We start from the raw sequence: 13085 nt of genomic DNA on the forward strand, positions 1-13085 counted from the left end.
CTGGTCACTATTCCTTAACTCATGCTATTTCTATTTATGCCCATCATTTAGGGTATAGCAAATTGGGATATTAAATAATTATAAATAATAGGGTTATTGCGGCTTTATTCGGTAATTCGGCCCTCATCTACCTTGTTTCTTCTCACTACAACGTACCGGTTAATTAATCATTACTGGTAACTTTTTGATCTGCCTGGGAGCTTTATTATGCCTGTTGCGCTGCTGGCATTAGCACTAAGTGCTTTTGCTATTGGTACCACTGAATTTGTCATCATGGGGTTGCTGCCTCAGGTGGCGGGTGATCTGCACATTTCGATTCCAACGGCAGGTTGGTTAATCAGCGGATATGCATTGGGAGTGGCTATCGGCGCGCCTATCATGGCTGTCCTGACCGCCAAATTGCCACGTAAAAAGACACTATTGTTATTAATGGTGATTTTCATCATTGGTAACCTAATGTGCGCACTGGCATACAGTTATGATTTCCTGATGTTAGCCAGGGTTATTACCGCACTGAGTCATGGGGCCTTTTTTGGTATTGGCGCCGTGGTTGCTTCTAATTTGGTAGCCCCTAATAGACGGGCATCCGCAGTGGCTCTGATGTTCACCGGCCTGACACTCGCCAATGTGCTGGGAGTGCCTTTAGGAACTGCGTTGGGGCAAGCTTTCGGCTGGCGCTCAACATTCTGGGTTGTTTCGGTCATCGGTTTATTATCATTGGCAGCACTCTACCGCAAGTTGCCTTCTTCTCAGGAGGAAGCCCCAACCGAGTTACGCAAGGAGATTGCTGCTCTGCGCGGAGGGGGGATCTGGTTATCTTTGCTGATGACGGTCTTTTTTGCTGCTGCTATGTTTGCCCTGTTTACTTATATCGCCCCAATTCTGACTGAAGTGACTCAGGTTTCTGAGCATGGCATCAGTTGGACCTTGTTGTTGATGGGCGTGGGCCTGACATTGGGCAATATTGTGGGGGGGCGGTTGGCGGATTGGCGTTTATCCGTGAGCCTGACGACGACTTTCCTTCTCATCGCAGTATTTTCCGCTCTATTCAGTTGGACAAGTTACTCATTACTGGCCGCGGAAGTGACACTCTTTTTGTGGTCTGCTGCGGCATTTTCAGCCGTGCCTGCCTTGCAAATTAACGTGGTCGCTTACGGCAAAAAAGCCCCGAATCTGGTATCAACACTTAATATTGCGGCCTTTAACGTTGGCAATGCTTTAGGTGCGTGGGGCGGAGGTATGGTGATTGCCAAAGGATTGGGATTGACCGTCGTCCCACTGGCCGCCGCTGCACTGGCGGTTGTTGGTTTGCTGTTATGTCTGTTTACGTTTTCCCGGGCGCGCGCCGGCAAGGCCACTGCGCTTTAATTAAGAGATGAGTATTGTTGGGCAATCACCGCTGCCAGACGTTGTTGGAAGGTGATTGCCTGCTGTTTTAAATGCTCAATGAAGGTATCGACCAGGCTGGATGATGGGCGATGTATGGGTTGTATCAGGCTGATAGTAAAAGGAATATCAACACTGAATGGCCGAATGTAAACACCTTCATTGACTCCTGTACCAATATAATCCAGAGCGGTTAATGGATTAACAATAGAGACCCCCACACCTTCCCGCACCATGGCACAAACTGAAGCTGCGCTATGAGTTTCCAAAACTAATCTTCGATTAATACCTTGTTCGGTAAAGAGATTATCTAATAACTGGCGATAACTGTCGGTGACTGACAGGCTGATAAAGTTCTCGCCCTGAAAATCTTGCGGAGTCAGTACGGCTTTTTCCTGCAAGGGATGGCCGCAGGGTAATACGCAAACTTCATTTACGGTCATCAGTGCATGGCGCACCGTGCCCGCCGGGGTTTGTGTATTCTCTGTTAAGCCGAGGTCGTGCCGCTGGGCCGAAAGCCATTCTTCTAATAAAGGTGATTCTTGCGGGATAACGCTCAGGCTAACTTCCGGATAGCGGTCAATAAAAGGTTTACACACCGCAGGAAGCAATGACTGAGAAAATACTGGCAGGCAGGCAATAGAAAGCTGCGCATGTTGGAATTGGCGTATCCCTTCGGCGGCCTGTTTAATACGATCAAGCCCATAATAGGAGCGCTGAACCTCTTCAAATAAGCGCAAGCCTTGCACTGTGGGATATAGCCGCCCGCGTACGCGATCAAACAGTTTTAATTGGACTAATTGCTCAAAACGAGCCAATTCGCGGCTGACAGTCGGTTGTGACGTTTGGAGTAATAACGCGGCTTCAGTCAGATTACCGGTGGTCATAACACCATGAAAGATTTCTATTTGTCGTAGGGAAATGGCGGGCATCACAGCTCTCCTGTGGTGGCGATTGTTTAATCTAACCCATATCATAAATGAATAGACTAAGGGTAAATAGATATTTTCTTCACACCTACGATGTTGTTAATAATAACCCATCAGCGAAATCCTTATTTCGCTCCATATATTGACCCCACTATTAGGAAAGACCTATGCCGCGCGCACTTAACGATACCTCTTCGGCACTGACGGCCCAAAATCTGATTGCTTTACCAGAACGTTTTGGTTGCCCGGCCTGGGCCTATGATGGCGAAATTATCACTAAAAAAATCAATCAATTGCGGCATTTTGATGTGATTCGCTTTGCACAGAAAGCCTGCTCAAATATTCATATTTTGCGATTGATGCATCAGCAAGGCGTGAAAGTTGATTCGGTATCACTGGGCGAAATTGAGCGCGCTTTGCAGGCTGGTTTTCAGCCGGGGCAGGAACCTGCTGAGATTGTCTTTACCGCAGATTTACTGGATCAGGCTACCTTACTGCGCGTGACAGAATTAAGCATTCCGGTTAATGCGGGTTCCATTGATATGCTTGATCAACTGGGGCAGCATGCGCCCGGTCACTCGGTTTGGTTGCGGGTTAATCCAGGTTTTGGCCACGGGCACAGTCAGAAAACTAATACTGGCGGTGAAAACAGCAAACACGGTATTTGGCATGAGGACTTGCCGCAAGCCATTGAGAAAATTCAGCAATATGGATTAACGCTGGTGGGGATACATATGCATATTGGTTCTGGTGTTGATTATCAGCATTTGGAACAAGTGTGTGATGCCATGGTGCAACAGGTGATTGCGCTGGGGCAGGATATCAGTGCTATTTCTGCCGGTGGTGGTTTATCAATCCCTTATCAATCTGGCGATGATGAGATTGATACCGAGCATTATTACGGCTTATGGAACAGCGCTCGCGAGCGGATTGCCGCGCATTTAGGCCATCCAGTCAGTCTTGAGATTGAACCCGGTCGCTTCCTGGTTGCTGAAGCCGGAGTGTTAATCGCACAGGTTCGGGCGGTGAAAAATATGGGGCGTCGGCATTATGTATTGGTGGATGCGGGCTTCAATGATTTGATGCGACCAGCCATGTATGGCAGTTACCACCATATTTCAGTGTTGCCAGCTGACGGGCGCTCACTTGCTAACGAACCGCTGATTGATACTGTGGTTGCTGGCCCGCTTTGCGAGTCAGGAGATGTGTTTACTCAGGAAGCGGGGGGCGGGCTAGAGACTCGTAAATTACCCGCCGCCAATATTGGCGATTATCTGGTATTCCATGACACTGGTGCCTATGGTGCTTCAATGTCTTCAAACTACAATAGTCGGCCATTATTGCCAGAAGTCTTGTTTGAACAGGGGCAGCCGCGTTTAATCCGCCGCCGCCAAACCATTGAAGAACTTATCGCATTAGAGTTGATTTAATAATGACCACCAGATGCCTCAGTCATCTACGGGTGTTTGTGGGTGAGTCATAGTTTGTAGATGAGTCATAGTTTGTGGACTGGCGACCGAATGGCGACGCACCAGTGTTGGGCTGAACATATTGGTGGTTTCAGGCAGTGGCGTGTTATTGGCTAGCGCCAGTGCTAATTCTGCGGCCTGTGTCGCCATTGCCACAACGGGATAGCGAATGGTGGTCAGCCGCGGGCGCAGATAACGAGAGATCAACACATCGTCAAAACCGATCAGTGAGATCTCTTGTGGCACCTCGATACTGTTATCGCTGAGCACGGACAATGCCCCTGCTGCCATCGAGTCGTTATAACAAGTGACCGCAGTGAAGTTTCGGCCTCGGCCAAGTAAGTCAGTCATGGCTTGTTCACCACCGATTTCATCCGGCGTACCGTAGGAAATTAAACGGTCGTCAACCGCAATACCAAACTCTTCCAGAGCATCCAGATAACCTTGCAGACGATCAGTGGCATCAGAAATTTGATGATTGGAGCAAATAATCGCTATTCGTTTATGCCCTTGCTGAATCAGATGTCGGGTTGCCAGCCAGGCACCATAACGGTCATCCAGCGCCACACAACGGGTTTCAAAACCGGGGAGGGTGCGGTTAATCAATACCATGCCAGGTATTTGCTGCATTAATGACGTCAATTCTTCATCAGATAATTTTTTGGCATGAACCACCAGTGCGGCACAGCGATGACGAATCAATTGTTCGATAGCCTGACGCTCTTTCTCTGCATCATGGTAACCGTTTCCAATCAATAGAAAATTACCGGTGGCATAAGCCACTTGCTCTACCGCTTTGACCATAGAGCCAAAGAAGGGGTCTGATACATCAGAGACAATCATCCCGACGGTTTCTGTGGATTGCTGCGCTAGCGCCCGTGCATTGGCATTCGGGTGATATTGCAACTGCTCCATGGCGCTGCAGACTGCTTTTCTTGATGTTTCACTGGCCTTGGGCGAATTATTGATAACGCGAGATACCGTAGCGACGGAAACGCCCGCCAACTTGGCAACATCCTTAATAGTGGCCATTTTTCTTCCAGATATTTTCAGGGTAATCGCTTACATCACTCAGTTTTGCGGAAAATGAAGCTGTCCGCAAGGGGGGATGATCGCAACTTGGTGAGAAAAACCAAAGAAAAGGAAATTAGGAATATGGCTCGAGATTAGCAAAAAACGAAGTCACCCTGTCAGATGCCTACCAATAAAATAGCCAGCGGCAGATTAGTCCAAAACGATTATGTTTAGTCAAAATTATGCTTTGGGCTTACCACCATGTGAATGTTACTTTTATGATCTATTCAATCGCCTGAGATAGCCATGTCCATCACCCGTTACCCCCAGCTTGCCCACTGGGGCGCTTATACCGCAGTTGTCGAAGATGGCAAACTGATCCGCTGTGAGCCCTTTGCTGATGATCCTAATCCTTCGCCATTATTGGATTCCATTACCCCGATGGTGTATTCCGACAAACGTATCCGCAAACCCGCAGTGCGTCGCTCGTGGCTGCAGCAACGTGAAAAAAGTGATCGCACTTTGCGTGGGCGGGAAGACTTTGTTGAGGTGGACTGGGATGTCGCGCTGGGTTTAGTTGCAGAAGAGAATCGCCGTGTGAGAGACCAGTATGGCCCATCAGGGCTGTTTACCGGCTCCTACGGCTGGTCTTCTGCTGGGCGTTTACATCACGCTCGCTCATTAGTCAGGCGTTTCTATTTCAGTGGCGGCGGCGGTGTTGATCAACTGGGTAACTACAGCTGGGGGTCGGCACAGTTTTTCTTACCTTATGTCATCGGGACTTTTAGCCCATTGACGGGCAGGGTGACCTCTTGGCCCAGTGTGGTGGAACACTGCGAACTGTTTATCGCGTTCGGTGGATTGGCGCTGAAAAATGCTCAGGTGTCCTCTGGCGGTTCGGCGGAACATTCATTAAAACCCTGGCTAGAGAAATTGGCACAAAAGGGCACGCCGGTGATCAACATCAGCCCGATGCGTGATGATTGCCCGGATTTTGTGAATGCAGAATGGATTCCCATTCGTCCGAACACCGATGTGGCACTGATGTTGGCACTGGCGCATGAAATTCAGCGCCTTGAGGGCGAGGATAAGGCTTTCCTGGCTTCTCATTGTGTGGGCTATGAGCAATTAGCTGATTACATTCGTGGAGTGAATGATGGCATAGCGAAAACCCCAGACTGGGCCAGCGATATTACCGGTATTCCGGCGGCGAGAATTAGTCAGTTGGCACAGCAACTTATTGGTGTGCGCAGCTTTATGACTTGCTCCTATTCTGTCCAGCGCGCGCATCGCGGCGAACAACCTTATTGGATGGTCATTGCGTTATCGGCCATGTTAGGGCAAGTGGGCTTACCCGGCGGCGGTTTCTCATTTGGCCACGGCTCAATGAATGGCGTGGGTAATCCCAGAATTGATACCCCGGGGCCAAGTATGCCGGTGGGGAAAAATCCAGCGGGACTGGCGATTCCGGTGGCACGGATTTGTGACATGTTGCTGCAAGCGGGGCAGCCTTATCAGTTTCAGGGGGAAACCCATAACTATCCGGACATTCATTTGGTGCACTGGGCGGGCGGCAATCCTTTCCACCATCATCAGCAATTGAATCGGCTGGTGGAGGGCTGGCAAAAGCCGGATACCGTGATTGTACAGGATATCTGGTGGACACCGGCAGCGAAAATGGCAGACATCGTATTGCCGGTCACCAGTTCGCTGGAGCGCAATGATATTGGTGGATCGTCTCGGGATCGCTATGTATTGGCAATGCATCAGGCCATTGCCCCGCAACATCAGGCTCGGAACGATTTTGATATTTTCGCTGATTTAGCTGAGCGGTTAGGTTATCGCGACACCTTTACCGAAGGACGCGATGAAATGGCGTGGGTCAAACATATTTATCAGGAGTGCGGTGTTGCACAACAGCCCCATGAGGTGGAATGGCCTGATTTTGAGACTTTCTGGCAACGGGGACATGTGGATTTACCGGCTCCGCAGAAAGAGTTCGTTTTCTTCGATGCTTTCCGCGCCGATCCGCAGGTTAATCCTCTTCAGACGCCGAGCGGTAAAATTGAATTATTCAGTGAAAAAATTGCCAGTTACCAATATGAGGATTTTGCCCCGCATGCCCAATGGAAGCCACCTATTGAATGGCTGGGTGCACCGCAGGCTGAGCAATGGCCGCTGCATTTGATCTCTATCCAGCCGAGTGATCGCCTACACAGCCAGCTTGATCCTGCTCCCTTGGCGCAGGGGAATAAAACCGCCGGTCGCGAAACCCTCTATATGCACCCACAGGATGCCGCTCATCGTGAAATTACGGAAGGTAGCCAAGTGAAAGTGAGTAATTTACGCGGAAGTTGTCTGGCAGGAGTCCGTATTACTGACGGTGTGACGCGTGGTGTGGTGCTGATGGCAACGGGGGCGTGGTTTGATCCCGGCTTTGGTGGTAAACAACATCAAGTTGAGCAATCCGGTAATCCTAATGTCCTGACATTAGATATTGGTACTTCTCGTTTGACCCAAGGCCCGAACGCGATGAGTTGTTTGGTTGAGGTGGCACTGTATTAATACAGTTGAACTTATTCGGCGATACTGATGCATAGGATGTACCGCAATGAATTACAAACCTTTTCGGCTTTCTGACAATGTTCACTCCTGGTTACACTTTGCACGTAAATGTTGCGATTGCTTGCTGGCTGAGGTTTCACTTAAACGGATACAGTAGTGATCCCAGAGGTATTAATTGGTGAGTAATCAACATACGCTGTGTGTTAAAGCCAGTTTTTTATTTGCACCGACCTACGCAGATGCGTAGGTTTTTTTTTATTTGTTCTCTCTGCCGCACCCTCTTCGCGCTATTCTCTCTCATTCTATAGTATTCTCTCCTTTGTATATTCATCGACTTATAGAGAAACAGACATGGCTTATCGTTTGCTGCGCGCTCTTTTTCGTGGGTTATTTCGCGTCACCATTGATGGCATTACTGACCAGTTTTCGCACCAAAAACTGATCATTACGCCAAATCACGTTTCTTTCCTTGATGGGGCTTTATTAGCGCTGTTTCTCCCGATAAAACCGGTGTTTGCGGTCTATTCCAACATTACTGAAAGCTGGTATATGCGTTGGTTGAGACCCTATGTGGACTTTGTCGCGCTTGACCCGACCAAGCCAATGGCAATCAAACACTTGGTTAGAATGGTCGAACGGGGCAGGCCGGTGGTGATATTCCCCGAAGGGCGCATCACGGTGACCGGCTCATTAATGAAAATCTATGATGGTGCAGCATTTGTTGCTGCGAAATCAGGTGCAGCAGTGGTTCCCATCCGTTTGGAAGGTCCTGAATTTACCCGCTTCGGGCGACTGGGAAATGTCCTAAAAGTCCGTTGGTTCCCGAAAATCAGTATTCATGTACTGCCCGCGACCACTTTACCTATGCCACAAGCGCCGCGTGCTCGCGACCGCCGGGTGTTGGCGGGTGAGCGCTTACACGCCATTATGATGGCGGCGCGGATGGCTATCGTGCCACGTGAAACACTTTTTGAAGCGTTGCTATCCGCACAAACGCGTTATGGGCGTTTTAAACCGTGCATCGAAGACATTTCCTTTAAAGAAGATAGCTATCAAACGTTGCTAAAGAAAATCTTAGGTGTCAGCCGTATCCTGCAACGTTTTACTGCGCAGGGAGAGCATGTGGGGATGCTATTACCCAATGCGACTATCACGGCAGCGGCGATTTTCGGTGCGACTCTCCGTGGCCGTATCCCGGCGCTACTTAACTACACCTCCGGTGCCAAAGGCCTGAAAAGTGCCATCACTGCTGCGTCCCTGAAGACTATCATCACCTCGCGCCAGTTTCTGGAAAAAGGCAAGCTGACACATTTACCTGAACAGGTCACAGAGGCCAATTGGGTCTATCTGGAAGATTTAAAAGAGACGGTTACGCTGGCTGATAAGTTATGGATTTTATTCCATTTATGCTGCCCGCGTCGGGCGATAGTGCCACAAAAAGCCGATGATAGTGCCTTGATTTTGTTTACCTCCGGTTCAGAAGGCAACCCTAAAGGCGTGGTGCATTCACATGCCAGCTTATTGGCAAACGTTGAGCAGATCCGCACCATTGCAGACTTTACGCCGCGTGATCGTTTTATGTCGTCGCTGCCACTGTTTCATGCCTTTGGTCTGACTGTCGGTTTATTCACACCGTTAATGACCGGCAGCCGTGTATTCCTTTATCCAAGCCCACTGCATTATCGAGTGGTACCTGAATTGGTGTATGACTGTAACTGTACCGTGTTATTTGGCACGTCCACTTTCTTGGGTAATTATGCTCGCTTTGCCCATCCATACGATTTTGCCCGCTTACGTTATGTGGTGGCTGGCGCTGAGAAGCTGGCTGATAGCACCAAACAGATTTGGCAGGACAAGTTTGGTATTCGTATTTTGGAAGGTTATGGTGTGACGGAATGCGCGCCAGTCGTGGCAATTAACGTGCCGATGGCGGCAAAAGTGAATACGGTGGGCCGCATTTTGCCGGGGATGGAATCTCGGGTGATTCCTGTACCGGGAATCGAACACGGCGGGCGCTTACAGTTGCGCGGCCCGAATATTATGCGCGGCTACCTGCGGGTAGAGAAACCGGGCGTACTGGAACGACCTTCCGCTGAAAATATACAGGGTGAGCAGGAGGCGGGCTGGTATGACACCGGTGATATTGTGGCTATCGATGAACAAGGATTCTGCGCCATTCGTGGCCGTATGAAGCGCTTTGCTAAATTAGCCGGAGAAATGGTATCACTGGAAAGTGTCGAGCAGCTTGTACTGCGAATTTCACCAGAAGGGCAGCATGCGGCAGCCGCGAAAACAGATAGCGCCAAAGGGGAAGCCTTGGTGTTGTTTACTACCGACAGTGAGATAACCCGCGAGAAATTAGTTAAAGCAGCGCGGGAAAGCGGTGTGCCTGAACTGGCTGTACCGCGCGACATTCGGGTGGTGAAAGCCTTGCCTCTGTTGGGGAGCGGCAAACCTGATTTTGTGACATTAAGTAAAATGGCGGAAGATCCGGAGATGAGCGCATGAGTCAGCAAGCATTAGCAGATAAGCCGTTGTTATCCAGAGGGATGATCGCGGTTCTATGTGCGCAGTTTTTCTCGGCTTTTGGTGATAACGCACTGCTTTTTGCCACCCTGGCATTAATTAAGCAGCAGTTATATCCCGACTGGAGTCAGCCTATTTTACAAATGGCATTCGTCGCGACCTATATCGTTTTGGCTCCGTTTGTCGGGCAATTTGCCGATAGCTTTGCCAAAGGGCGGGTGATGATGGTGGCGAACGGCTTGAAGCTAGCCGGTGCGCTGGTGATCTGTTTTGGTTTTAATCCGTTTTTGGGGTATAGCCTGGTAGGCGTGGGGGCTGCGGCTTATTCACCCGCTAAATATGGCATTTTGGGTGAAATTACCTCTGGCGAACAGTTGGTTAAAGCCAACGGTATGATGGAAGCTTCAACCATAGCCGCTATTTTACTCGGCTCGGTCACGGGAGGCGTGTTGGCAGACTGGCACTTGGGCGCGGCATTGGGTGTGTGTGCACTGGTGTATGCCATTGCGGTGGTCGCTAATATGTTTATCCCAAAGCTAGCTGCTGCTCGTTCAGGCAGTTCATGGCGACCTCGGGCAATGACCGGCAGCTTCTTTACCGCTTGTCGGGTTTTATGGCGCGATGGTGAAACTCGCTTTTCACTGGCGGGAACCAGTCTATTTTGGGGCGCGGGAGTTACTCTGCGTTTCCTGTTGGTGCTCTGGGTGCCCATTGCGCTAGGGATTACGGATAATGCCACTCCCACACTGCTCAATGCGATGGTGGCAATTGGTATTGTTGTGGGGGCGGGAGCTGCGGCCCGTTTTGTTACATTGAAAACCGTGAAACGTTGCTTACCAGCGGGGGTACTCATTGGTGTGGCGGTGGCGATTTTTGCTTTGCAACACAGTATGTCGATGGCCTATCTGCTGCTGATTATCATCGGGATTTTGGGCGGATTCTTTGTGGTTCCGCTTAATGCTTTATTGCAGGAGCGCGGCAAGAATAGCGTCGGTGCCGGTAATGCTATTGCGGTACAAAATCTCGGTGAAAACACCGCGATGTTGCTGATGCTGGGCTTATTCTCAGTGGTGGTGAAACTTGGCGTGCCGGTGATAGCGGTGGGGGTTGGCTTCGGCGTGATATTCGCACTGGCAATCGCGTTACTTTGGGGCTGGCAGTGGCGTCAACAGCGACGTAAAGCCGCTGAATGATTCGATGATAAAAACGAAAGGCCACATTAAGCGGCCTTTTGGCTATTTGAAGAGAGACAGGATTAAGGCGCAGGGAAGGTAAAGCGGGTGTGAATCTCTTCCAATGCATTCAATACTTCCTGACTCAACACCACATCCTGGCTATCAATATTGCTTTTCAGTTGTTCCAATGTGGTTGCACCCAGCAATGTGCTGGCAACAAAAGGTTGCTGGCGTACGAAAGCCAGTGCCATCTGCGCGGGTTCCAGCCCATGACGTTTTGCTAACGCTACATATTCAGCTATCGCTAATTGAGCTTGTGGCCCGGTATAACGGGTGAATCGGCTATATAAGGTATTACGCGCCCCGGCAGGTTGCGCACCATTGAGGTATTTACCGCTCAGGGTACCAAACGCCAGGCTGGAGTAAGCCAGTAGTTCCACACCTTCGTGTTGACTTATCTCGGCCAAACCGACTTCAAAACTGCGGTTAAGTAAACTGTAGGGGTTTTGAATCGACACAATACGCGGCAAATCATGCTTTTCTGCCAGTTGCAGATAACGCATTACACCCCAAGGTGTTTCATTCGAGACGCCGATATAGCGGATTTTACCGGCGCGCACCTGCTCGTTCAGCGCTTCCAGTGTCTCAAGTAAGGTAACAACAGCGGTTTGTTCACTGTAACGATAATTCAGTTTACCAAAACAGTTGGTTTCTCGCTGCGGCCAATGTAACTGATAAATATCAAGATAATCAGTATTGAGGCGTCGGAGGCTATCTTCCAGCGCGACACGGATGTTTTTCCGATCCAGTGCCATATTAGGGCGAATAGGCTTATCGTTTCCGCGTGACGGCCCGGAGACTTTGCTGGCTAAAATAATTTTGTCTCGACTACCGCGGGCTTTTATCCAGCTACCAATATATTGCTCGGTTAACCCTTGGGTTTCAGGTTTGGGGGGAACCGGATACATTTCTGCGGTATCAATTAAGTTAATACCGGCTGCAACGGCATAATCCAGTTGAGCATGGGCATCGGCTTCACTGTTTTGTTCACCAAAAGTCATGGTGCCCAGACCCAGCAGGCTTACTTCTAATGAACTGTGGGGGATACGATGATATTGCATTGCCGACCTTCCTTTGTGTCTGAAGTTATCAGGCTAAGTCAAACCCGCCTTATCCGACTATAACTAAGCACTGCGGCAGGGGGAAGAGTACAAAGAAAAAGTGCAGAAAATAGTGGGAAAGGGGTGCGACGAATCGCACCCACGATATTTTTATTTTACGGGCTTATTTTTCTTTCCGCGCATGAGGTTGAGGGTTTCAACACCCATTGAGAAGAACATGGCGAAGTAGATGTAGCCTTTCGGAATATGAATCTGGAAACTTTCCAACATCAAGGTAAATCCGACCAAAATCAGGAAAGATAAGGCCAGCATTTTGACGGAGGGATGGCGGTTAACAAACTCTCCAATCGGCCGGGCAGCAAACATCATTACACCCACGGCAATGACGACGGCGGCCATCATAATGAACAGATGGTCTGACAGCCCTACCGCAGTTATTACCGAGTCCAAACTAAAAATGATATCCAACAGCATGATTTGCACGATAGCCGCAAAGAAAGAACTCACATTACTGCTGTGATCGGTATCACTGCCCTCAATGGTTTCATGAATTTCTTTGCTAGCCTTCCAAATCAGGAACAAGCCACCCAACAGCAAGATGATATCCCGCATCGAGATGCCATGACCAGCCAGCGTAAATAGCGGCTCAGTCAGGCGGATGACCCAGGCGATAGAAGCCAGTAATGCCAAACGCATAAGCATCGCACCGGCCAAGCCAAGACGACGGGCTTTGTTTTGCTGCGCTTTAGATAATTTAGCGACCACTAAAGAAAGGAAAATAATATTGTCTATGCCGAGAACAATCTCGAGGATAGTCAGTGTGCCTAGCGCCAACCAGGCATTTGGATCGGCAATCCATTCAAACATTGTGCCTTACACCTTACGGAAATTACGGAAACA

At 49.5% G+C, this 13085-nt stretch carries 9 protein-coding genes; 5 read left to right on the forward strand and 4 right to left on the reverse strand.

All coding sequences use genetic code 11. The features are described 5' to 3' along the window. Positions 1–207 precede the first annotated feature (207 nt). The gene (locus ACF3VQ_RS04235) at positions 208–1368 is read left to right on the forward strand and encodes an MFS transporter (protein ID WP_392433534.1); all 1161 of its coding nucleotides are present in this window, start codon (positions 208–210) and stop codon (positions 1366–1368) included. On the opposite strand, the gene ACF3VQ_RS04240 is transcribed toward ACF3VQ_RS04235, so the two are convergent. Beyond that, positions 1365–2318, reverse strand: a complete 954-nt coding sequence (locus ACF3VQ_RS04240) for a LysR family transcriptional regulator (protein ID WP_392433535.1) — start codon at positions 2316–2318, stop codon at positions 1365–1367. The genes ACF3VQ_RS04235 and ACF3VQ_RS04240 overlap by 4 nt on opposite strands. Before the next feature lie 164 nt (positions 2319–2482). Here ACF3VQ_RS04240 and lysA point away from each other — a divergent pair, with 164 nt between their 5' ends. After that, positions 2483–3745 carry a diaminopimelate decarboxylase gene (gene lysA / locus ACF3VQ_RS04245; RefSeq protein ID WP_392433536.1) on the forward strand — a complete coding sequence of 421 codons (1263 nt, stop codon included), beginning with the start codon at positions 2483–2485 and terminating at the stop codon, positions 3743–3745. An 18-nt stretch (positions 3746–3763) separates the two neighbouring features. Here the strand turns inward: lysA and galR are convergent, their stop codons facing one another. Then, the gene (galR, locus tag ACF3VQ_RS04250; RefSeq protein ID WP_392433537.1) at positions 3764–4816 is read right to left on the reverse strand and encodes an HTH-type transcriptional regulator GalR; all 1053 of its coding nucleotides are present in this window, start codon (positions 4814–4816) and stop codon (positions 3764–3766) included. A 288-nt stretch (positions 4817–5104) separates the two neighbouring features. Here galR and ACF3VQ_RS04255 point away from each other — a divergent pair, with 288 nt between their 5' ends. From ACF3VQ_RS04255 to lplT, 3 genes are all read left to right on the forward strand, one after another. Beyond that, a complete protein-coding gene (locus tag ACF3VQ_RS04255) occupies positions 5105–7363 on the forward strand; it encodes a molybdopterin guanine dinucleotide-containing S/N-oxide reductase (protein WP_392433538.1) in 2259 nt (752 codons plus the stop codon). A 351-nt stretch (positions 7364–7714) separates the two neighbouring features. Next, complete coding sequence (aas, locus tag ACF3VQ_RS04260; protein ID WP_392433539.1) at positions 7715–9871, forward strand: bifunctional acyl-ACP--phospholipid O-acyltransferase/long-chain-fatty-acid--ACP ligase; 2157 nt, start codon at positions 7715–7717, stop codon at positions 9869–9871. Next, complete coding sequence (lplT, locus tag ACF3VQ_RS04265; RefSeq protein ID WP_392433540.1) at positions 9868–11082, forward strand: lysophospholipid transporter LplT; 1215 nt, start codon at positions 9868–9870, stop codon at positions 11080–11082. Before aas ends, lplT begins: the two co-directional genes overlap by 4 nt. A gap of 62 nt (positions 11083–11144) precedes the next feature. Here lplT and ACF3VQ_RS04270 read toward each other — a convergent pair whose 3' ends face one another. Together ACF3VQ_RS04270 and ACF3VQ_RS04275 are read right to left on the reverse strand one after the other, a co-directional pair. Continuing rightward, positions 11145–12185, reverse strand: a complete 1041-nt coding sequence (locus tag ACF3VQ_RS04270; protein WP_392433541.1) for an NADP(H)-dependent aldo-keto reductase — start codon at positions 12183–12185, stop codon at positions 11145–11147. 150 nt (positions 12186–12335) lie between these two features. Continuing rightward, positions 12336–13052 carry a TerC family protein gene (locus ACF3VQ_RS04275; protein ID WP_392433542.1) on the reverse strand — a complete coding sequence of 239 codons (717 nt, stop codon included), beginning with the start codon at positions 13050–13052 and terminating at the stop codon, positions 12336–12338. Positions 13053–13085 lie beyond the last annotated feature (33 nt).

Source organism: Yersinia fenwicki, from assembly GCF_043099325.1.
Lineage (GTDB): Bacteria > Pseudomonadota > Gammaproteobacteria > Enterobacterales > Enterobacteriaceae > Yersinia.

Coding starts and splice junctions, on each gene's coding strand:
- lysA (WP_392433536.1), top strand. CDS start 2,483: ATGCCGCGCGCACTTAACGATACCTCTTCGGCACTGACGGCCCAAAAT.
- ACF3VQ_RS04235 (WP_392433534.1), top strand. CDS start 208: ATGCCTGTTGCGCTGCTGGCATTAGCACTAAGTGCTTTTGCTATTGGT.
- lplT (WP_392433540.1), top strand. CDS start 9,868: ATGAGTCAGCAAGCATTAGCAGATAAGCCGTTGTTATCCAGAGGGATG.
- galR (WP_392433537.1), bottom strand. CDS start 4,816: ATGGCCACTATTAAGGATGTTGCCAAGTTGGCGGGCGTTTCCGTCGCT.
- aas (WP_392433539.1), top strand. CDS start 7,715: ATGGCTTATCGTTTGCTGCGCGCTCTTTTTCGTGGGTTATTTCGCGTC.
- ACF3VQ_RS04275 (WP_392433542.1), bottom strand. CDS start 13,052: ATGTTTGAATGGATTGCCGATCCAAATGCCTGGTTGGCGCTAGGCACA.
- ACF3VQ_RS04255 (WP_392433538.1), top strand. CDS start 5,105: ATGTCCATCACCCGTTACCCCCAGCTTGCCCACTGGGGCGCTTATACC.
- ACF3VQ_RS04240 (WP_392433535.1), bottom strand. CDS start 2,318: ATGCCCGCCATTTCCCTACGACAAATAGAAATCTTTCATGGTGTTATG.
- ACF3VQ_RS04270 (WP_392433541.1), bottom strand. CDS start 12,185: ATGCAATATCATCGTATCCCCCACAGTTCATTAGAAGTAAGCCTGCTG.